The following is a 20519-nucleotide window of genomic DNA, read 5'->3' as shown; positions in this document are numbered from 1 at the left end:
GTTCTACTTCGGCGAACTCAACACCGCCCCACTCGCCAACAGCCCTGCCCCCACCAGCGCCGCCGCGATCCGCACCTCCAACGACGTCCCCGAGCCAAGGATCATCGGCATCGAAACCAGCACGGCCCCCGTACTGGCCACCATCCACCGCCGCAACAGCCGAGTTCTCGATCGCGTGACCAGCAAAGGCAGCCGAACATTCGCCGCGACTGTCCTCGCGCCGTTCTTCTCACTCGCCAGGCTGATCGTGACCAGCGAGGACGTGTCGTAGTTCTGACCGGCAGGATGCAACCAGAACTCGATGGAGTCGTACCTCAGCGCGACCCGGTATTCCTTGTCGGACGCAACTCGCAAGTTGGTACCGTCCGTCCGGCACGTCAGCTTGAACTCCGCATCCGGGTGGTGCTTCTCCGCGAAGATGTACGTCGTGATCCGCAACGACCCATCGTCCACCGTCGTGATCCTGCCCTCGGAGTCGAACACCAGCTCGCGCCGCGTGGTCTCCACCGGCGCAACTCTGAGGAAGTAGGAGTCCTGGAACGTCGGGTGGAGCGTCAGGAGTCGCGCAACGCTGAGCCAACGCTTCGGAGCGTCCTCAAGGACTTCGTCCGGCATCGCCGGGAAGGTCGAGGTAGCAGAGTAGAACCTGCCTCGTGCGTTCCTCTTCATCTGACCGATGACACCGCGGCTCATCTCGACGAGCTCGTCGAAGGTCCGCGGGTAGAGGTCGAGATTCGGATAGCCGCGAACGCGCAGCTGGAAGATGACCATATCGGCCACCAACTCGACCCTCGCAACCCGTCGCATAACGCACCGGCAACACGAACGCTCCTGCTGCCGATCGGCACCCACGACCCCGAGCACAGCAGGCAACCCTTTGACCTGCTGATCCCGCACCGCATCCTGCAACGCCGGCGAAACCCACCGCCTACGATAACGAAACTGAATGATGGCATCTCTAGGCAGCGCCAGAGCGGTCTGGATGTCCTCGGAGTAACGCCGCCGATCATCTGACGAGAGAAGCAACAACCGTTCATTGAGCCTGCTCCTACTTCGGCGAACTGAGTACTGCGCCGCTCAAAGCCAACAGGCCCGCACCCGCCAACGCGACCCCGATTCGGACCTGCAATGGCGACTCCGGCCCGAGAATCGACGGCAACGCCACCAGTACCGCCCCAGCACATGCCACAGCCCATCGGCGGAACACCCGTGACTTCGACCGAGTCACCACCAGAGGCAGCCGAACATGAGCCGGGATGGCCAGCGTCTCGGCCTTGTCGCTCGCCAGGCTGATCGTCACCCGCGAATAGATGTTGTAGCTCTGGGCGGCCAAGTGCAGCCAGAATTCGACCAGATCGTACTTCACCGCGACGTGGTAGACGTCCTCCGAGGCGACTCGCACATTGGTGCCGTCAGTCGCGCAGGTCAACTTGAACTCAGCGTCCGGCGCGTATTCCTTGCCGTAGATGTTTGTGACGATCCGCAGCGACAGACCGTCGACCGTTTGGAGCCGGCCAGTTGCGTCGAATCGCACATCCTTGCCGCGTTGGGTCTCGACCGCGGCCACACGAAGGAAGTACGAGTTCTCGAAGCTGGGATGGAGTGCCAGTCGTCGCGCCGCGGTGATCCAGCGGTCGGCGGCGTCCGCGCCGACCTCCTCGGGTAACTGCGCGGGGTCCGATGTTGCTGAGTAAAGCGCGCCCTCGGGAGTGACTGGGAGCCGGCTGATCAATTCCCGGCTCCTCGCGACGATGCCGGGCAGCGACAGTTGGTACTGGCGCAGATCGACGTAGCCGCCTACACGCAACTGGAAGACGAACCAGTCGGCGATGTAGTCCGCCATTGCGACGGTGGCATGGCGGATCGGCAGAACGAACGGCTCGCTATCCGTTACGGTGCTGTGGAAGCCGAGCACGGCAGGAAGCGAATTGGCTTTGCGGCTCAGCACCGCCCGCCGCAACGGAGGTGCCACCCAACGCAGTGGATAGCGAAACTGGACGACCGCGCCGTGCGGTGCGGCCAGTACCGTTTGGACGTCTTCGGCGTAGCGCCGACGGCCGTCCGACGAGAGAAGCAACAGGCTCTCCATCGATCCCCCTCCTGGTGCACAGGCCCCCGGCCTCAGCTCATTTCTACCCAGGAGTGCACGGCCTGATACCCGGGACGCTGATGTCTACCAAGGACGTTCGGGCGGAATGGGAAGCACCTTCGACAACGGATTGGGGATTCGGCCGGTGGTGGGGATGGGTGGGCGGGTGTCTAGGTCTTTGTAGCCGAGGGTGAGGCGGTAGGCGTTCAAGGGGTAGCGGGCGAAGGTTTCGGCGGTTAGAGCGGTGGCCTCGAGGCGGTCGGCGTATTCGGGGTGGGTGGTGGTGTAGAGGTCTATTTCGCCTCGGGCCAAGCCCCAGAACGTGTCTTCGGGGATGAGGTTGAGGTCGGATAGGGGGTTCAGGACGCCTAGGAGGAGGGCGTCTACCAGGTATTGGCGGAGGATGTGCCAGGGCTTGCGGGGCAGGACTCGGTGGTGGGAGTCGGGTTCGGGGCCTCGGGCATCTACGGGCGTGGTGGAGATGTTGATGTCGTCTACCAGGTCTTTGATGACCAGGCGGGCGGGGAGGCTGTTGGGGTTGGTGATGATGGCCAGGTTTTCGCCGTGGGGGTTCACGGTGATGCCGTAGTGGTGCATCAGGTGGAGTAGCGGGCGTAAGAGGGTGGCTAGTAGGTGGCTGAGCCAGGTTTGCGGGTCTGTGCCGGCTCGGGTGATCAGCTCAAGGGCTAGGCCGGGGTGGAGGACTGCGGCCAGGGGCCAGACGGATTCGCCGGGGCGGAGGCGGGGGTCGATGGGGTCGCGCCAGATGCAGCCGAGGGTTTCGGTCCATTGGTAGGGGATGCCGGGAGCCGTCGAGAGTTGGGGGTGGCGGACGGCGACGGAGGCGACTTCGCCGAGGAGTTCGGTGCCAAGGCGAATGAAGACCTCGTCGCGGGACCAGAGGCCGCGGAGCCATTGCGTGATCATGGGGGCCGCGAGGGTGCAGTGTTCGGGGATGCCGCGGTAGACCGAGGTGTTGAGGATCTTCAGGGGAAGCTTGACCTGGTAACGCGCGGGGTTGGCGATGTTGACCATCGTGCGGATCGACTGGGTCGGCAGATACTCGTCCGGCCCCTCCCCGAGTACGACGATCTCGCCCGTGGCGAGCTCACGGGCCCACTGCGTGCGTAAGACGTGATCCAGCTGCCAGGGGTGACACGGAAGCCACACATACGAATCCGGATCGACCAACTGGGCGCGGAAAGTCTCCAGAACCGACGGACCGAGCTCTCGACCGACGACCGAGTGCTCTGACAGGTCGGGGGTGCCGCGGAACTCTGCTAGGCCGCGTCGGACAGCCAGCCACACCAACCGCAGCGGCGTGCGCGCTTCGGGCGTGTAGCGCAGGCTGTCCGAGGCAGAGAACCCCAGCCGGCCTTTGTTGGCCACCAGCAACGGATGCCCGGTCAGATGTCCTTCCAGCCGGCTGTGATGCAGTTCCAACAGCTCAGCAGGCGCGACTGCGGTAGAAGCCATTCGTACGTCGGCCGCCAGCGTGCTGGTCAACTCCGCAACATAGCCGGCCACTGTGGACCCGTCGAGTCCGAGTACGCCGGCTGCCTCGACGAAGAACTGGATCGGGTCGGTAGCGACCTCGCTCTCGTCATTTCCCAGGATGCCCGCAGTGGTACGACGGATCGAGTCAGCCGCCACCCGCCAGCTGCCGAAGGCACCACGTGTCGCCTCAAAGATGTACGACACACCGCCGAGGTCCAGTCGATTGTCGACCGGCTGCAGCAGGTTCTCCTTGCAGAACTGGGAGATCAGCTTCGCCAGCAGCTCTGACGAACAGCGGCTCCACTCACTCATCCGGGGATGGCGAACGTCGTGAAGGCAGTGGACTTCGGCAGCCGGAACACCTCACGCCCGGCCACGCTGTTCAGGATGGTCGCGTTCCGGATCGCCCCGATGCCAAGGTCCGGCGCGGCGACACCATGGCTGTGCAGATCCGCGTTCGCCACGAAGATCCGGCCGGCCAACTCGTCGTCCGCGAAAACGCTGTGGTCCCGGTTGATCATCCACCGGCCCGCGGCGTCACGTCGTACCCGATCCTCCAGAGAGGTCATGAACGGCAGCGCCCGATTGCGATAGCCGGTGGCCGCAACTACAGCATCGCAAGTGTGCTGGAAGGTCTTGCCGCTGTCCGCGTGGTACATGGTCAGCTCGATGCCGTCAGCATGTGCAACAGCGGACACCACGGCCACACCGCACTGCAGGTCGACCGGTGCGCCGTTCAGATCGCGCTGGTAGAGCACATCGTGGATGTCGTCGAGCGTGTCCGACGAGATGCCCTTGTAGTGCCGCCACTGCTCCTTGACCAGCTTGTCGCGCGTCGACTCGTCCAGTGCGTGGAAGTAGTCGACGTACGACGGCGTCGTCATTTCGAGCACCAGCTTCGAGTAGTCCAGCGGTGTGAAGGCCGGGGTCCGGGTCATCCAGGACACCGCGGGACCGTTCGCACGCAGCAGGTCGAGTGCGCACTCAGCGCCGGACTGGCCCGATCCAACGACGGTCACCCGGCCGGTCTTCAACAAGTCCTCGCGCCGGAACAGGTAGTCCGCGGAGTGCAGGAAGCGCTCTGAAGGCAGGCCGGCCAACGCAGCAGGCACAGACGGCTCGGTGCCGACGCCAACGACCAGATGCCGGGCTTCGAACGTCTCCAGCGCGTCGCCCCGCTCGACCGTCAACTCGAAGAACGAACCGTTCCAGGACGCCGAGCGCACGTGGTGACCGAAATGGAGCGAGTCCAACTGCGCCGCACACCACCGCAGGTACGTCTCGTACTCGCGTCGCGTCGGGTGGAATTTCTCCCGCACGTAGAACTGGTACATCCGGTCGTTGTCGTTCAGGAACGACAGAAACGACAGGTGATGAGCCGGCTCGACCAACGACACCAGGTCCGCGAGGAACGACACCTGCAGCATCGCGTCGTCGAACATCAGCCCGCGATGCCAGGTGAACTCCGGCCGGCTGTCCAGGACGGCCAGGCGTACGTCGTCCACACCGTCGGCCAGCGCGGCCAGTCCGAGGTTGAACGGACCACAGCCGATCGCGATCACGTCGTACATGTCATGCCTCCACGGTCCGGGTGCGGACCATCAGTTGTGCTGTCTTCTCGGGCAGCTGCAGCTCCCCTTGCTGGACGAAGCCCGCTGCGACGAAAGCGCGGACGGATGGTGTGTTCTCGATGTCCGGCTCGGCCACGACGTGTTGACAGGCCGGATCGGCGCGGAGCAACGCATCGGCGAGCGCACGCAGCAACTGGCGCCCGAGGCCGCGACCGACGCGGGTCACGTCCCCGATGGCCACGTGCACACCCCAGTCGTGCTCCGAAGCGTCGTAGTACTCCGCCAGCCGGTCGTGCCGGACGCGGTAGAGCTCGACGTACCCGAAGTCCTCCGCGTCGAGCGCGGCCACGCACGGGACCGAGTGCTCCCCCGCCGCCTGCCGGGCGATCTCCTCCGTCCAGCGCTCCACCGACCAGTCCTGCTGCCACCACCGCTGGATGTGCGGCTGCGCCATCCACACCGCGATCCTGGCGGCGTCCTCGGCCCCGGCCGGCCGGAGGTCGAACCCGTTGTCCAGGTGGAGCATCGGCCCGATGTCACACCTCATCGCAGCGGGTTCGGAATGTCGAGGTAGACCGACTGCGCATCCAGCGGAGCGACGACCTCGTCGATGCCGCGCAGCCGGGTCATCATGTTGGCCTTGCACGGCAGCGTCTCCGCCTCGAGCCAGCGCCGGGCCAGCCGATCACCATCCGGGCCGGCTGACTTCAGCAGGGGCAGCGCCTGCGTCAGCCGATCGCGCACCACACCAAGCAGTTCAGCCTCGTCCGCGAGCCCGTCCACCGCCAGACAGCCGACAACAGCCAGCGCCTGGTTGTGCAGCAGGTAGTAGGTCAGTCGATCGTCGACAATCGGATCATCGACCACAGCCAGCGTGGAGTCGCGCAGCCCGGTCACAGCCAACAGACCACGCAGGTACGACGAAGCCAGGTAGTAGCCCTGGTTGTCGCGATAGGCGCCACCCGTGATCCGGCCGGCCTCGTCCAATCGGACCAGTGTGTTCTGCTGATGTGCTTCGAGTCCGATCCCTGTTTCGGCGTACAGATGCAGCATCGGGATCAGCACGTTGTCGATGTACGACGCCACCCAGCCGGCCGGGTCCTCAGCGGCGTACTCGCTCAGCCGGCTCACCCGACCAGGCCTTGGCGCGACCAAACCGGCCAAACATGCATAACTGTTGACGTCTGTTGGCACTTCTCGTACAGCAACGTCAAGACCAGTCAATGTTGGTCCACCTTCGTCAAGAGCGATCCAGGCTGGGTCGCGGACGATGGTGAAGCGCGGGTGCGCGGTCGCCGTGCCGGCGTTGTAGGCCGCGTCCAGCAGCCGGTTGATCTCCAGCCCGCGCCGCAGCTCGGTCGAGGTCGACTCCCGCCGGGAGTTGGTGATGCGCAGGCCGAGCGACACCTTCAGCATCACCGGCAGGTCCGGGTGGAAGACGGTCCGCAGACTCGACGTCGGGTACCACTGCGCGCCCTGCGGACCGAGAGCCTTCACCCGGCCGGCCTTGACCAGCGAAGCCACCCGCGGGCGCTCCAGCAACGACGCCGCCTGCCAGGGGTGCGCTGGGATCAGCACCCGACCGGACGACGCAGTGATACCGGCCAGCGCGCCCATCAACTGCACAGCGTCCAGTCCCTGCAGTGAGGGCGCGCCAGCCACCTGATCCGACGACACCAGCTCAGCGTCGGCCTCGAACCAGTGCACAGCGAAGCGGCCACCGAGCTCCGGCGAGTACGCCGCCAGCTCGTCACCGCTCAATCCGTCCCGGCTCTTCGGCGCGGGGTGATTCAGATGCCCGAGCAGCAACGCCTGCTCGAACTCGAGGAAGCGACCAGGACCCCGCTCACCGTCGGCCCGGTCCCAGAACAGCTCGACGTTGCGCACCGACTCGGCGGTCCGCGCCGCCAGGTCGTCGATCTCCGCCGGATCCGCGTCCGCGGACAGCAGCCGCACCAGATCCTCCGGGGCCGGTTCCATACCATCGACGTGTACGTCGGTGAACTGGTGCAGGCCGGTCCTGGACGCATGCTCGACCCGCGCCGTCACAGTCGAGTCCCCCACCGGCAATGTCAACAACCCGATCGCGACGGGCACACCCGTCTCCCGCGTGTAGCACCGCAGTATCGCGTTGAGGTGGGCAGCAATCGCAGTAGATCTCACGCCGCTCCCTCGCCATCCAGATTCCGTCCCCGCCGCGCCGCCCCGGTCGGGTCCGCCAGCACGTCGAGGCCGGTGGCCACGACCTGATCGAGCAGGTCCTCGATGTCCGCCGCGGTGGCGTTCGGATTCAGCAGCGTCAGCTTCAACGCGACCACCGCCGGGCGGCCGCGGCCGGCCGGGATCTTGGTCCGGCCGATCAGCACCCGCCCGGACGTCAGCAACCGGCGCCGGACCTCACCCTGGAGGGCATCCGCAGCCGCTGCCTCCAGCCCCTTCCCGGCGACCCGGAACAGCACCGTGGTCAGGGTCACCGGCGCCAGCAGCTCAAGGTTGCTGTCGGCAACGACCCGGGCCGCGGCGGCGTGCGCGAGCTCGTGGCAGGTGTCGAGCATTGTGCCCAGTCCGGCCCGCCCGTACGCCGTCAGCGTGGTGGCGACTTTCACCGCATCCGGACGGCGGGTGGTCTGCAGGCTGCGGCCGAGCAAACCGTCCAGCCCGGAGTCGATGTCGTCGGCCGGGTTCAGGTAGTCGACCGAGCGGCCGAGAGCGGAGAAGCGATTCCGGTCGGCCACCAGCAGCACGCTGGTCGCGGCCGGCTGCCAGCCGATCTTGTGCAGGTCGAGCGTGACGGAGTCCGCCTGCGACAGGTCAGCCAGCAAGGGTGCAAGCCGCTCGGAGAACAGCGCGCCGAACCCGTACGCCGCGTCCACGTGCACCCAGACGCCGTACCGCCGGGCCAGTTCCGCGATCGGCGCGATCGGGTCGACCGAGCCGAAGTCCGTCGTACCGGCGGTCGCGATCACCGCGATCGGCGTCCGGCCGGGCTTGGCCAACTCGGCCGCGAGTACGTCGGTGCGCATCCGGAACTCCTCGTCGGAGGCGATCGTGATCGCGGCCTCCTCCCCGAGCCCGAGCGCGGCACAAGCTCGCTGAACCGAGAAGTGGGCGAGCTCGGAGCAGCACACGACCGGGTGATCCAGTCCCCGCAGGCCGTTCCGCCGTACGTCGAGGCCGACCGTAGTGGCAGCGTTGTCACGGGCGATCAGTACGGCGAGCAGGTTGGAGATCGACCCGCCGGGTGTCAGGACGCCGTCCGCTTCCGGACCGAACCCGGCCAGGCCGGCGAGCGCCTTCACCACCCACTGCTCGATCGCGAGCGTCGCGGGACCGGAGTCGTAGGTGTCCATCGAGGCGTTGCTCGCCGACGCCAGCGCGTCCGCGTCGACCGCGACCTGCAGCACCGGCGGCTGCAGGTGCGCCGCCGCGTGCGGGTGGCTCAGGTCGATCCCGTTCTCCTCGAGCAGTCCCACGATCAGGTCGAGCGCCGCGGACTCACCGACGCCGGTCGACGGGACCCGCGGCTCGCCGAGGACTTCCGCCGTACGCCGCAGCACCTCGGCCGGCGAGCCGTGCGGCAACGGCCCCCGGTCGCGATCGGACACCGTCGAAGCGAGCGGCCACGCGGAGGCGAACGGGTTGCGCACAGGCGAGAGCAACGCGGTCAGACGCGCAGGATGCGGCACCAGATCTCCCGGGAAGTTGTCGAGTAAGGTAACCCTTACTAAGGCAGGCCTAACTTTTGTCCCGAGTCACTCATCGTGTCAACTCGGCCACCCGCGGAGTGGCGAGCCTCTCACCCGTTCAGGCCTGGTTCAGCCCACCCGACGCAGGCTGAGCCGTGGACGAAAGGAGCACAGCTCATGATCGGCTGGACGAAAACCGGGGTCTTGCTCGCAGTCACCGCACTGCTTGCCGGTGCCACTCCCCTCACAAGCTCCGCGCACGCGGAGCACCACCACCCGTCGGCGTGCCCGCTACCGGTGTTCGGACCAGGCAGCCGGTACCACCCCGAGATCGACCCCGGCGACTTCTCCCCGAACGTGACCAACCCGTGGTTCCCGCTCAAACCCGGACGCACGCTGGTCTCGACCGGCGTCAAGGATGGCGAGAAGGCTCTCGATCTGTTCGCCGCAACGTCCCGGACCAGAGTGATCGCGGGAGTCCGGACCCGCGTCGTCGAGGATCGCCTCTACCTGAACAACGTCCTCGAGGAGCGCACCAGCGACTACTACGCGCAGGACCGCTGCGGCAACGTCTGGTATTTCGGCGAGGACACCGCCGAACTGGACAGCCGCGGCCGCGTCGTCAGCCGTGAAGGCAGCTTCCACGCGGGCATCGACGGCGCCCAACCCGGCGTCTTCATGCAGGCCCACCCTCAACTCGGCCGCAAGTTCCGCCAGGAGTGGTACGCCGGCCACGCCGAAGACGTCTTCTGGCTCATCGCCCGCAACACCACGGTGACCGTCCCCCGCGGCACCTTCCACCACGCCCTCCGCACCGCCGAGACGACCGCCCTCGAACCAGACGTCCTCGACAACAAGTACTACGTCAAAGACATCGGCCAGGTCGCCGAACTGTCCGTCCGAGGCCCGACAGAACAACTACGCCTGGTGGAGATCATCTCCTAGGCCGTACGGCGTTCTGGTGAGGACAAACGTGGCGACATTGAGGTGGGTGATGCGGCTGCCTTCGCGGATGACGTGGAGTTTTTCGCCGGCCAGATAGCCGTCGCGGCCCTGGTAGAGGTCGGGGCCCAGTGGGGAGAAGCGGGTGGTGAGGCCACCGGAGAGTTGGAGGATGCCGGCGGAGACGGACATGGTGACGGGCGTGTTGCCCCAGTACCAGTTGCCGAGGAGGTCCGCGCCCTGGGCGAGTGGGGGCTCGGGGAGCCACTCCAGCGGAAGGCTGGGCTCGTAGGTGACCAGCGTCCCGATCAATTCGGGTGGGAGCGAGGCAACGCGACCGAACGTCGCGTTCCCGAGGGTGACGGCGCCGACGCGGCGGACGCGGTCGACGAACAGGCCGGCCAGGAAGCCGGGCATCGAGCCGGTGTGGCCGACCAGCAGATGCGGGTTGTCGGCGATCAGGCGCAGGCCCAGGCCGTACGACGCGGTCAGGCCTTCCCGTGGATCCGCGGCGACCGGCGCCGCCATCTCGTCGACCGTGTCCCGATTCAGCACCTCGTAGAGCGGATCGATCCAGAAGTTCGCGTATGTCGCCAGATCCTCGATCGTGCTCCACAACTGCCCGGCCGGCGCCATCGCACCCGCGTCGTACGCCGGCTCGTCCATCAACTGACCGCTGAACGGGTGCACGGAGAACCCTTGCGCGGACGAGCCCGTCGGGAAGTACGTCGTACGACGCATCTCCAGCGGATCGAGGATGCGCTCCTGCACGAGGTCGAACCAGGCGGCGTTCCGCAATCGCGCGACGATCTCGCCGAGAAGTCCGTAGCCGAGGTTCGAGTAGTGGTGCCGGCGGTCGGCCGGGCCGACCGCCTGGGACTCGTCCATCGCCGCGGTCAACTGGTCGAACGTGACGCCCGGGTTCCGCTCCCACCACGGCCCCTCGGGCTCGGCGTTCATCCCACCGCTGTGCGCGAGCAGCTGCCGGACCGTCCGATCACCGAACGCGATCCCCGGCAGATGCTTGCCCACGGCATCGTTCAGCGAGAGCAGCCCGTCGTCCCGGCACTGCATCACCAGAACAGCCGTCAGCGTCTTCGTGATCGAGCCGATCCGGTACTGCACGTCCGGCCCCGGCACACCACCGTCCGCGGTGGCGAACTGCCCCCGCGACCCGGTCCACACCAGCGAACCGTCCCGGACCACTCCGGCATTGATCGAAGGCAACTTCCATTCGCTCTGCGCTGTCGCGATCTCGGCGTACAGAGCAGCGGCAGTGTCAGGACGAACAGAAGTCACTCAGCGGCCTCCACCAGCGAGCAGGTCGATCAACACCTCGCCATACTAGTGCCGCATCAAAGCAAGGTCGGGGAGGTAGTCCGGCGTCACCACCATCCCGAAGCCGGCCCGGCGGCCAGGTTCTGGGTTCACCCCTGACCTGGTCCCTCCACCCCAGGTATGCGGTAGGTAGAAGGGTGCAGCTGCGAGGTTCTCCCCCGAAATTGCCCCGGGCGGAAGCCAAGTGCGGTAACGGTCGCAGGAGAAGTTCGTGATCGAGTGCAGACTGTTGTGACTGATGACTTGGGAGCCGTGATGGATACCTGGTTCGAGAGCGACGCGGGCGTGGCGCTGGCATTTGTCAGGGAACGACTGAACGCGGACTTCGACGGCACCGGCCTGCCGGAGATCGACTTCCGTATCGACTCGGGCACCTGCACCGGGCGATCGAGGCGGCAGCACTGCGGATCCGGTAGCCCGGCAGACATGTCGCGACCTCGCGCGCACATCTGCCGGGGTTGTCGAACGCCTACTCGAACGCCTCCGGGGCTGGGCAGGAGCAGATGAGGTTGCGGTCGCCGTAGGCGCCGTCGATGCGGCGGACGGGGGGCCAGTACTTCGAGGCGCGGTCGACGGAGCGGGGGAACGCGGCCTCCTCGCGAGTGTAGGCGTGCTCCCACTTGTCGTTGATGACCGACTCGGCGGTGTGCGGCGCGTTCACCAGCGGGTTGTCGCCGGCCGGCCACTCCCCCGCGGCGACCCGGTCGATCTCGTGCCGGATCGCGATCATCGCGTCGCAGAACCGGTCCAGCTCGCCGAGGTCCTCGGACTCGGTCGGCTCGACCATCAGCGTGCCCGCGACCGGGAACGACATGGTCGGCGCGTGGAAGCCGTAGTCGATCAGCCGCTTCGCGACGTCGTCGACGCTGATCCCGGTCTCCTTGGTCATCGGCCGCAGGTCCAGGATGCACTCGTGCGCGACCAGGTCGTTCTCGCCGGTGTAGAGCACCGGGAAGGCACCCTCGAGCCGCTTCGCCACGTAGTTCGCGGTCAGTACGGCGGCCTTCGTGGCAGCCGTCAGACCCTCGGCACCCATCATCCGGATGTACGCCCACGAGATCGCGAGCACACCCGCCGAACCGAACGGCGCCGCGCTGATCGGGCCGACCCCGGACTCCGGACCGGCCTGGTCCAGCAGCGGGTGGTTCGGCAGGTACGGCGCCAGGTGCGCGGCGACCGCCACCGGGCCGACACCCGGACCACCGCCGCCATGCGGGATGCAGAACGTCTTGTGCAGGTTCAAGTGGCTGACGTCGCCGCCGAACTCACCGGGCTTGGCGAGACCGAGCAATGCGTTCAGGTTTGCGCCGTCGACGTACACCTGGCCGCCGTGCTCGTGGACGATCCGGCAGACCTCGGTGACGCTCTCCTCGTACACGCCGTGCGTGGACGGGTAGGTGATCATGATCGCCGCCAGCTTGGCCGCGTGCTCAGAAGCCTTCGCCCGCAGGTCGTCCAGGTCGATCGTGCCGTCGTCGTTGCCCTTGACAACGACCACCTTCATGCCGGCCATCACCGCGGAGGCGGCGTTGGTGCCGTGCGCGCTGGCCGGGATCAGGCACACGGTGCGATCGAGATCGCCCCGCCCGTGGTGGTACCCGCGGATCGCGAGCAGCCCCGCCAGCTCACCCTGCGAGCCCGCGTTCGGCTGGATCGAGACCTTCGCGTACCCGGTCACCTCGGCCAGCCAGCGCTCCAGCTGACCGATCAGCACCGCGTACCCGGCCGCGTCCTCGATCGGCGCGAACGGATGCAGGTCGGCGAACTCCGGCCAGGTGACCGGCTCCATCTCGGTGGTCGCGTTCAGCTTCATCGTGCAGGACCCGAGCGGGATCATCCCGCGGTCCAGCGCGTAGTCCTTGTCGGACAGCTTGCGCAGGTACCGCAGCATGGCGGTCTCGGACTGGTGCGTGTTGAACACCGGGTGCGTCAGGTAGTCCGTGGTCCGCGGCACGGCAACTGCGGCCGCGTCCAGCGAACCGTCGTACCGCACGCCGAAGGACTGGCAGACCCGGGTCAGCGTGGCGACGTCGGTCTTCTCGTCGCAGGAGATGCCGACGTGGTCCGCGTCGACCAGCCGGAGCCAGATGCCGTTCTGCCGGGCGGCGTCGACCACATCCGCGGCCTGACCGGGGACCCGGGCGAGCACGGTGTCGAAGAAGTCGTCGTGCACGACCTCCACACCACCCGCACGCAACGACGCGGCCAACCGGCCGGCGTAGTCGTGGACGCGCTCCGCGATCGCCTTCAGACCGTCCGGCCCGTGGTAGACGGCGTACATCGACGCGACCACGGCCAGCAGGACCTGCGCCGTACAGATGTTGGAGGTCGCCTTCTCACGGCGGATGTGCTGCTCGCGAGTCTGCAGTGCCAGCCGGTACGCCGGTGCGCCGTCAGAGTCGACGGAGACACCGACGAGACGGCCGGGCAACGACCGCTCGAGGCCGGACCGGACGGACATGAAACCGGCGTGCGGACCGCCGTAGAACAGTGGTACGCCGAAGCGCTGCGAGGATCCGATCACGATGTCGGCGCCGGCCTCACCCGGTGCCTCGAGCAACGTCAGCGCGAGCAGGTCGGAGGCGACCGCGACCAGCGTGTCGCGCTCGTGCGCGGCAGCGATCAGCGGCTTCAGGTCGCGGACGACACCGCCGGAGCCCGGGTACTGCACCAGGAAGCCGAAGAAGTCACCGTCCGGCAGACCGTCGGTGGTGTCGGCGACCACGACCTCGATGCCGAGCGCCGCGGCCCGGGTCCGCACCACGGCGATGGTCTGGGCGAAGCAGTCGGCGTCGACCAGGAAGCGGTCGGACTTGCTCTTCTTGTTCGACCGGTGGGCCAGCGTCATCGCCTCGGCGGCCGCGGTGCCCTCGTCCAGCAGCGACGCGTTCGCGGTTGGCAGTCCGGTCAGGTCGGACACGACGGTCTGGAAGTTCAGCAGCGCCTCGAGCCGGCCCTGGGAGATCTCCGGCTGGTACGGCGTGTAGGCCGTGTACCAGGCCGGGTTCTCGACCAGGCGCCGGACGATGACCGACGGGGTGAAGGTGCCGTAGTACCCCTGGCCGATCATCGAGGTGGCGACGGTGTTGCGGGCCGCCAGCTGGCGGAGCTCGGTCAGCGCGTCGACCTCGGAGGCCGGCTCGGGCAGCCGGAGCGCCTCGGCTGACCGGATCGACGCCGGCACCGCGGCATCCACCAGCGCGTCGACGTCGTCGTACCCGAGGAGTTGGACCATGCGGGCGATCTCGTCCGGACGCGGCCCGATGTGCCGGTCGGCGAACGTCGCCGAGAGTTGGGGTGAGTTGTTCATCTAGAGGCTCCGTTGCTGACAGTGCTTCCGGTCGCCTCCCCCTCTGTCACGCCCAGCTCACGCAGGGGCGCTCCAGAGTCGCCTGTGGCACTCGGTCCATGGGCCTGAGAGGTTCCGGGGAGGAATTGCCCCTTCGGCGCCCGGTTGCACGGGTCTCTCCCGAGTGCTGTGTACGGCTGAACCGAGGCTACCAGGAATCCTCGAACAGTTCGGGCAGGAGCCGTCGTGCGGCCGGCCGGCCGGACTGGAACTCCCCCGCCGTGCCGTGCGCGTAGAGGCGCACGGGATGAGACAGGTCAGCCGGTCATGCGAGCCCGGCGGCGGGCCGCGAGCTCGTCGTTGGCGTGGCTGTCGCCGTCGTCGTGACCGTCGGCACGCTCGGTCGGCAGCTCGGACAGCGAACCCTCGACCTCACGCCAGACACCACCGAGGGCGATACCGAAGACGCCCTGACCGCCGGCGAGCAGATCGATCACCTCGTCCGGCGAGGTGCACATGTACACCGAGGCGCCGTCGCTCATCAGCGTGATCTGGGTCAGGTCGTCGATGCCGCGCTTGCTCAGGTGGGCGATCGCGGTCCGGATCTGCTGCAGTGAGATGCCGGCGTCGAGGAGCCGCTTGATCACCTTCAGCAACAGGACGTCACGGAAGCCGTAGAGCCGTTGCGTGCCGGAGCCGGTCGCCGGGCGGACGGACGGGGAGACCAGGCCGGTGCGGGCCCAGTAGTCGAGCTGACGGTAGGTGATCCCGGCCGCGGCGCATGCCGTCGGACCGCGGAACCCGACATCCTCCGGCATCGGCCGCAGGTCGTCGTCGAAGAGCAGACCCTGGACGCCGGCGGCAGCGGCCGCCTCGGCGTGTGCGTCGGACGTCGACTGCGCCGTCAGATCCGTGTCGCCGGTGCGTGTCACGCCTGAGCCTCCCTGGGTACCGACTGGAACGGGTCACATCCGTGGAGTGACAACACCCCACGACTCCTTCAAGGTAAGCCGCCGACCAGGGAGGGTCAACGACAACCGCACCGAGCCGGGAGCGTGTCGCGGCCGTCGTACGAATCGTTACCTATCTGGTCTTGTACCACCGCAGTGAACTGAACTGGTCAACTCTTGTCGAAATCCTCGGGTGTCACCTGGTCGAGGAACTCGCGGAAGCGCTCGACCTCCTCTTCCTCCACCACCTCGTCGGGATCGTCGGTCTCACTCTCCGGAACCGGGATGCCGGCCTCGGCCAGGATCTCCTCGGTGCAGAACACCGGGGTCCCGGTGCGCAGCGCCAGCGCGATCGAGTCCGACGGTCGCGCCGAGATCTCGGTCTTGTCGTCGAACACCAGGATCGCCTCGAAGATGCCGTCGGTCAGGTTCACGATCCGGACCTGGCTGAGGGTGTGCCCGAGCACCCGGATGGTCTCCGCGAACAGGTCGTGCGTCAGCGGCCGCGGCGGCTCCATCCCCTGCTGGGCGAAAGCGATCGCACTCGCCTCGGCCGCGCCGATCCAGATCGGCAGGTACCGCTCCCCGCCAACCTCTCGCAGCAGCACGATCGGCTGACTCGAGGGCATCTCCACCCGGACTCCGACCACGTCGACTTCGCGCACCCCTTCAGCCTACTCCGCAGGGAAGCCCCGGGTAGGCCCGCGGGGTGCCCCGGTTACCTGGGCAGGCGGGAACGGACCAGCGCCGCGTGCAGGCGGACGGCGAGCGCGGCCAGTTCCTCGGTCTGTTCGGTACGGCGGGGGCCGGTCACCTGCTCGATCAGGCCGGCCTCCCGATCGGCCGCCGTCCGGAACGGGCGCAGGTGCCGCGGCTCGATCCCGTACGGCGCGAAGTCCGCGGCCAGCCGTGCGATCACGATCGCGTCCCCGTCGTAGTGGTTGCCACGGGCCACCACCAGGCCATGGCCCTCCAGCTCGCCGAGCAGCTCGGTGGAGATCCCCGCGGCGGCGCGGAGCTCCTCCCGGGTCAGCTTCAGATCGATGCCCGCAGCACCGAAGTCGTCAGCGACCGGCAGCCCCGGTGGCTCCGGCAACGAGCTCGGCGCGACCGGTGGACCGCCGGCCGCCGGGCGCAGGCCGCGATCGATCGCGCCGAGATGTTCCTTGATCACCTTCAGCGGCAGGTACTGGTCACGTTGCGCGGTCAGCACGTAGCGCAGCCGCTCGACGTCGGCCGCGCTGAACTTCCGGTAGCCCGAGGCGGTCCGGGCCGGCGTCACCAGTCCCTCGGCCTCGAGGAACCGGATCTTGGAGATCGTGACGTCGGCGAACTCGGCCTGCAGCAGCTGCAGCACCTCACCGATGCCGCGGCCTTCAGCGGGGCCCTCGACGGAAGGCTCAGGCTTGGCCACTGGCGTAGTACACCAAGCGGTACTTGCCGATCTGGACCTCGTCGCCGCTGGTCAGCTGGACCTCGTCGATCCGGTCCCGGTTCACGTAGGTGCCGTTCAGGCTGCCCACGTCGCGGACCTTCACGCCGTACGGGTCGCGGCGGAACTCCGCGTGCCGGCGCGAGACCGTGACGTCGTCGAGGAAGATGTCGCTGTCCGGGTGCCGGCCGGCGGTGACCACGTCGACGTCGAGCAGGAACCGGCTGCCCGCGTTCGGCCCGCGCTGGACGATCAGCAGGGCGGATCCGGCCGGCAGGGCGCCGACCGCGGCCTCGTCCTCCACCGACAGCGGCTCGCCGGTGCGCTCGGGCTCGGGCTCGGCGCCGATCGGGGTCAGCATCGCGGTGTCGGTGACACCGTTGGTCGCCGGCGCGGCCGCCGGGGCTGCCGCCGGGCGGTCCGCGCCAGGAAGCATCGCTCCGCACTGCGAGCAGAACCGGCTGCCGTCGGAGTTCTCGTGCCCGCACTGGTTGCAGAACGGCATGCTGTGATCCTCCCGATCGCCGGCGGTCCGGCGACGTTTTCGATAGACCCCGTATGAACAAGTGTGGACGCAGATTCGCGGACCTCAACCCTCGACCAGCGGTTGAGGTCCGGACAACGTACCAGGCGCGGCCAAGCCGCTGCCGGTCAGCTCTGGTCGAGCTGTCCCTGGTAGGTCTCGGCGTCCATCAGCGCCGCTACCTCGGCGGCGTCCTCGACCTCGATGTCGAGCAGCCAGCCCTCGCCGTACGGGTCGCTGTTGACCAGGTCGGGCTGGTCGGCGAGCGCCTCGTTGACGGCGGTCACGGTGCCGTTGACCGGCGCGAACAGGTCGCTCACGCTCTTGGTCGACTCCAGCTCGCCACACGCGTCGCCGGCCCGCACCGCGCTGCCGATCTCGGGCAGCTGCACGTACACGATGTCACCGAGCGCATCCTGTGCGAAGTCGGTGATGCCGACCCGCACCGGCGCCTCGCCGTCGGCCTTGACCCACTCGTGCTCGGCCGTGTACTTCAGGTCTTCGGGGTACACCTCGGTCCTCTTTCTTTGCATCGGACACAGCTACTTGGTCGGGCTGGGTGCCGGGCGAGCGTAGCGATGCTCCTCCGGCGCGTGCAAGGCGGTGATCTGGAGCGTCGGAACCTCGGTCACCTCGGCGGTTCCGCCCACCTGCGGACCGGTCACCTCACTGACCAGGCCGCCCGGGAAGTTGGCCGCCTCGGACAGGTTGTGCGACTCCCCGATCGCCTCGACAACGTACGGCGAATTCAGCTTCTGACCGTCGATCCGGATCCCCGGCGCGTCGTCGACTAAGTCGGTACTGGCGACGACCCGGACCGAACCGTTGATCTGGATCGCCTCGGCGCCGGCGTCGCGGAGTTCCTCGATCGCGTCCAGCAGGTTGCTCGAGGTCATCTTGCCGTCGGGGTCGTTCAGTGTGATCCGGACGCCGGGCCCCTGCGCGGGCAGCGTGCCGGCCAGGATGCCGAGCACCCGGACCTGCGCCTCGGCCTGCTCGCGCGCGGTCTGGGCCTTGTCCGCGCTGGAGGACAGCGAGTTCTTCCGCGCCTCCAGCTCGGCGATCTCGCTCTCCAGCCGGCGGGTGTTCTGGCCTAGGCCGTCGAGGATCGCGATCAGGTCCTCGCGGCGGGCGTTCTGGTAGCCGTCGTCGGCCCGGTTCACCCGCACCTGGACGACGGCCACGCAGGCGACCAGCGCGAGCACGACGGCGACGATCGCCTGCCCCCGGGACGGCTTGAACCCGGCCCGCAGCCGCCGCAGCGCCAGGTTCGGCGTCCGGGGCTTGGGCATCGGCGTCGGCGTCTCGGGCTGCGGCCGGTCGGCCGGATCGGCGGCTGCCGGATCAGGCGTTGGCTCGGGTTTGTCGTCGCTCATGTCAGGCCCTGAAGATGTGCCGGCGGATGGCGGCCATGTTCGTGAAGATGCGGATGCCGAGGACGACCACCACACCGGTGGACAGCTGTGAGCCGACGCCCAGCTGGTCACCGAGGTAGACGATCAGCGCGGCGATCAGGACGTTCGACACGAACGAGACGACGAACACCTTGTCGTCGAAGATCCCGTCCAGGAACGCCCGCAGCGCCCCGAACACCGCGTCGAGGGCGGCGACGACGGCGATCGGCAGGTACGGCTGGGCCCACTCCGGGACGTCGGGCGCGACCAGCAGGCCGATCACGACACCGATCACCAGTCCGAGTACGGCGATCATCTGGGTCCCACCTTCGCGTAGCGCAACGCGATGGTCGCATCGGCCGGCACCAGCAAGGAATCCTCCGTCGTGGTCGTCATCCGGACACCGAAGTTGCTGACCAGATACTGCACCCATTGGCCGCCCGAGCTCTGCGCGAAGCGGGCCGGCATCGTCGCGGTGTCCCCGATCGCGAGCACCGTGTACGGCGGGGTCAGCGAGCTGTAGTCCACCGTGATCGCACTGCCCGCACCCCGGATCGCGGTCAGCGAGGTGAGCCGGTGATCGTTCACCGAGATCGCCTCCGCACCCGCGGTCCACAGGCCGTTGACCAGCTGCTGCAGGTCGACGTCGAGCAGGCGGCCCTCCTTGGCGTCGGCGTTCTTCGCGTCGTCGATCACCGCCTTGATCCCGGGCCCGGTGGCCGCGACCGCGCCGGTCTGCAGCTCCAGCGTGTCCAACTGCTGCTGCAGCGTCGCACCCGAGCTGGTGTTGCTCAGTCCACTCGCCTGCAACCGCCGTACCTCGTCGGCCAGTTGCGTCTGGTGGGTGCGCATGCCGTTCAGCCGGGTGTTGGCCTGATTGATCCGGGTGATCAGCTCCTTGCGCTCCTTCTCCGCCTCGGGCGCGCCGCGGTAGTTCTGCGAGGCCGCGATCGCGAGCAGGAAGCCGAGCACGAGGGTGGCCACCACCAGCATCACCCGGTGCCGGGACCGCAGCGACTTGCCGCCCTTGTTCGGGCGGGTCCGGGCTGCGACGGCGTACCCCTCGTCCAGCGGGTGCGCCATCAGGTTGTTCAGCAGCGACATCGACGCGTCGACGCGCCGAGGCTTCGGTGGGGATTGCTGAGTCACGGGTCTACCCGGCCGGATGGTTGATCGGTTTCACCGTCTGGACGAGGTGGCGCAGCTGGACGAAGTACAGGACGCCGGCCCAGTAGTACAGCCCGGTCCCCCAGATCGCGAACGCCCAGCCGAACACCCGCGCGAGCAGGTTGAGGGTGCTGTCGCCGTCACCGAGCAGGAGCAGCGGGAACGCGTACAGCAGGCAGAACGTGGCCGACTTGCCGAGGAAGTGCACCGGCAGCGCGTTGAAGCCGCGGCGGTGCAGGGCCGGCAGGGTGAAGAGGAGCAGCAGGTCCCGCAGCGGGAGCGCGATCGCCAGCCACCACGGGATGATGTCACGCAGCGCCAGGCCGATCACGGTCGCGAAGATGTAGAGCCGGTCCGCGACCGGGTCGAGCATCTGGCCCAGCCGGCTGGTCTGGTTCATCCGGCGGGCGATCTGGCCGTCGGCCCAGTCGGTGAACCCGGAGATGGCCAGCACGAGCAGCGCCCAGCCGTCCTCCTCCGGACCGAGGATCAGCCACAGGAACAGCGGCACTCCCAGCAACCGGAGGAAGCTGAGCGCGTTCGGGATCGTGAGCACCCGGTCGGACACTTCCACCTCCGGCACGCGATCCCTCCCTCTCTCACCCTGATACCGGTCGTAACTGTACTTGGGCACCTCGACA

Annotated in this window: 19 protein-coding genes and 1 riboswitch; of the genes, 1 reads left to right on the top strand and 18 read right to left on the bottom strand. The window is 67.8% G+C overall.

The annotated features are described in order from the left end of the window. Nucleotides 1–3 precede the first annotated feature (3 nt). The 7 genes from OG558_RS30980 to OG558_RS30950 form a co-directional block, all read right to left on the bottom strand. On the bottom strand, nucleotides 4–780 hold the full coding sequence (locus OG558_RS30980; RefSeq protein ID WP_405066135.1) for a hypothetical protein: 777 nt from the start codon (nucleotides 778–780) through the stop codon (nucleotides 4–6). 268 nt (nucleotides 781–1048) lie between these two features. Continuing rightward, complete coding sequence (locus OG558_RS30975; protein WP_405066134.1) at nucleotides 1049–2089, bottom strand: hypothetical protein; 1041 nt, start codon at nucleotides 2087–2089, stop codon at nucleotides 1049–1051. Nucleotides 2090–2173: 84 nt separating this feature from the next. Next, nucleotides 2174–3898, bottom strand: a complete 1725-nt coding sequence (locus OG558_RS30970) for an IucA/IucC family protein (protein ID WP_405066133.1) — start codon at nucleotides 3896–3898, stop codon at nucleotides 2174–2176. After that, nucleotides 3895–5157, bottom strand: a complete 1263-nt coding sequence (locus tag OG558_RS30965) for a lysine N(6)-hydroxylase/L-ornithine N(5)-oxygenase family protein (RefSeq protein WP_405066132.1) — start codon at nucleotides 5155–5157, stop codon at nucleotides 3895–3897. The genes OG558_RS30970 and OG558_RS30965 overlap by 4 nt, the downstream gene beginning before the upstream one ends. Nucleotide 5158: 1 nt before the next feature. Continuing rightward, nucleotides 5159–5683, bottom strand: coding sequence for a GNAT family N-acetyltransferase (locus tag OG558_RS30960; RefSeq protein ID WP_405066131.1), 525 nt, complete (start codon nucleotides 5681–5683; stop codon nucleotides 5159–5161). A 17-nt stretch (nucleotides 5684–5700) separates the two neighbouring features. Then, the gene (locus OG558_RS30955) at nucleotides 5701–7320 is read right to left on the bottom strand and encodes an IucA/IucC family protein (RefSeq protein WP_405066130.1); all 1620 of its coding nucleotides are present in this window, start codon (nucleotides 7318–7320) and stop codon (nucleotides 5701–5703) included. Continuing rightward, nucleotides 7317–8843 carry a pyridoxal phosphate-dependent decarboxylase family protein gene (locus tag OG558_RS30950; protein ID WP_405066129.1) on the bottom strand — a complete coding sequence of 509 codons (1527 nt, stop codon included), beginning with the start codon at nucleotides 8841–8843 and terminating at the stop codon, nucleotides 7317–7319. Before OG558_RS30950 ends, OG558_RS30955 begins: the two co-directional genes overlap by 4 nt. Before the next feature lie 177 nt (nucleotides 8844–9020). Here OG558_RS30950 and OG558_RS30945 point away from each other — a divergent pair, with 177 nt between their 5' ends. Continuing rightward, nucleotides 9021–9788, top strand: a complete 768-nt coding sequence (locus OG558_RS30945; protein WP_405066128.1) for a hypothetical protein — start codon at nucleotides 9021–9023, stop codon at nucleotides 9786–9788. Here the strand turns inward: OG558_RS30945 and OG558_RS30940 are convergent. The 11 genes from OG558_RS30940 to OG558_RS30890 form a co-directional block, all read right to left on the bottom strand. Then, nucleotides 9762–11084 (bottom strand): serine hydrolase domain-containing protein, encoded by a 1323-nt coding sequence (locus OG558_RS30940; RefSeq protein WP_405066127.1) that lies wholly within the window; start codon nucleotides 11082–11084, stop codon nucleotides 9762–9764. The two genes, OG558_RS30945 and OG558_RS30940, sit on opposite strands and share 27 nt — an antisense overlap. A 508-nt stretch (nucleotides 11085–11592) precedes the next feature. Beyond that, nucleotides 11593–14433 carry an aminomethyl-transferring glycine dehydrogenase gene (gene gcvP, locus OG558_RS30935; protein WP_405066126.1) on the bottom strand — a complete coding sequence of 947 codons (2841 nt, stop codon included), beginning with the start codon at nucleotides 14431–14433 and terminating at the stop codon, nucleotides 11593–11595. An 82-nt stretch (nucleotides 14434–14515) separates the two neighbouring features. After that, a riboswitch (glycine riboswitch) is annotated at nucleotides 14516–14605 on the bottom strand. 124 nt (nucleotides 14606–14729) lie between these two features. Beyond that, entirely contained in the window at nucleotides 14730–15344 is a 615-nt protein-coding gene (locus tag OG558_RS30930) for a MerR family transcriptional regulator (protein ID WP_328521475.1), read from the bottom strand. Nucleotides 15345–15532: 188 nt separating this feature from the next. Further along, nucleotides 15533–16027, bottom strand: a complete 495-nt coding sequence (locus OG558_RS30925; protein ID WP_329476130.1) for a bifunctional nuclease family protein — start codon at nucleotides 16025–16027, stop codon at nucleotides 15533–15535. A 53-nt stretch (nucleotides 16028–16080) separates the two neighbouring features. Further along, complete coding sequence (locus tag OG558_RS30920; RefSeq protein ID WP_405066125.1) at nucleotides 16081–16776, bottom strand: MerR family transcriptional regulator; 696 nt, start codon at nucleotides 16774–16776, stop codon at nucleotides 16081–16083. Further along, nucleotides 16763–17299 (bottom strand): FHA domain-containing protein, encoded by a 537-nt coding sequence (locus OG558_RS30915; RefSeq protein ID WP_329476128.1) that lies wholly within the window; start codon nucleotides 17297–17299, stop codon nucleotides 16763–16765. The genes OG558_RS30920 and OG558_RS30915 overlap by 14 nt, the downstream gene beginning before the upstream one ends. Before the next feature lie 146 nt (nucleotides 17300–17445). Next, nucleotides 17446–17850, bottom strand: a complete 405-nt coding sequence (gene gcvH, locus OG558_RS30910) for a glycine cleavage system protein GcvH (protein WP_328521479.1) — start codon at nucleotides 17848–17850, stop codon at nucleotides 17446–17448. A 9-nt stretch (nucleotides 17851–17859) separates the two neighbouring features. Continuing rightward, the gene (locus OG558_RS30905) at nucleotides 17860–18693 is read right to left on the bottom strand and encodes a DUF881 domain-containing protein (RefSeq protein WP_405066124.1); all 834 of its coding nucleotides are present in this window, start codon (nucleotides 18691–18693) and stop codon (nucleotides 17860–17862) included. A gap of 1 nt (nucleotide 18694) precedes the next feature. Continuing rightward, complete coding sequence (locus OG558_RS30900) at nucleotides 18695–19027, bottom strand: small basic family protein (RefSeq protein ID WP_131352136.1); 333 nt, start codon at nucleotides 19025–19027, stop codon at nucleotides 18695–18697. Next, nucleotides 19024–19860 carry a DUF881 domain-containing protein gene (locus OG558_RS30895; RefSeq protein ID WP_405066123.1) on the bottom strand — a complete coding sequence of 279 codons (837 nt, stop codon included), beginning with the start codon at nucleotides 19858–19860 and terminating at the stop codon, nucleotides 19024–19026. The genes OG558_RS30900 and OG558_RS30895 overlap by 4 nt, the downstream gene beginning before the upstream one ends. Nucleotides 19861–19864: 4 nt before the next feature. Further along, complete coding sequence (locus OG558_RS30890; RefSeq protein ID WP_329476125.1) at nucleotides 19865–20461, bottom strand: CDP-alcohol phosphatidyltransferase family protein; 597 nt, start codon at nucleotides 20459–20461, stop codon at nucleotides 19865–19867. Between the last annotated feature and the right edge of the window lie 58 nt (nucleotides 20462–20519).

The organism is Kribbella sp. NBC_01510, assembly GCF_045040325.1.
In the GTDB taxonomy this organism is placed as follows: Bacteria; Actinomycetota; Actinomycetes; order Propionibacteriales; family Kribbellaceae; genus Kribbella.
This window is presented reverse-complemented; position numbering and strand designations above follow the sequence as displayed.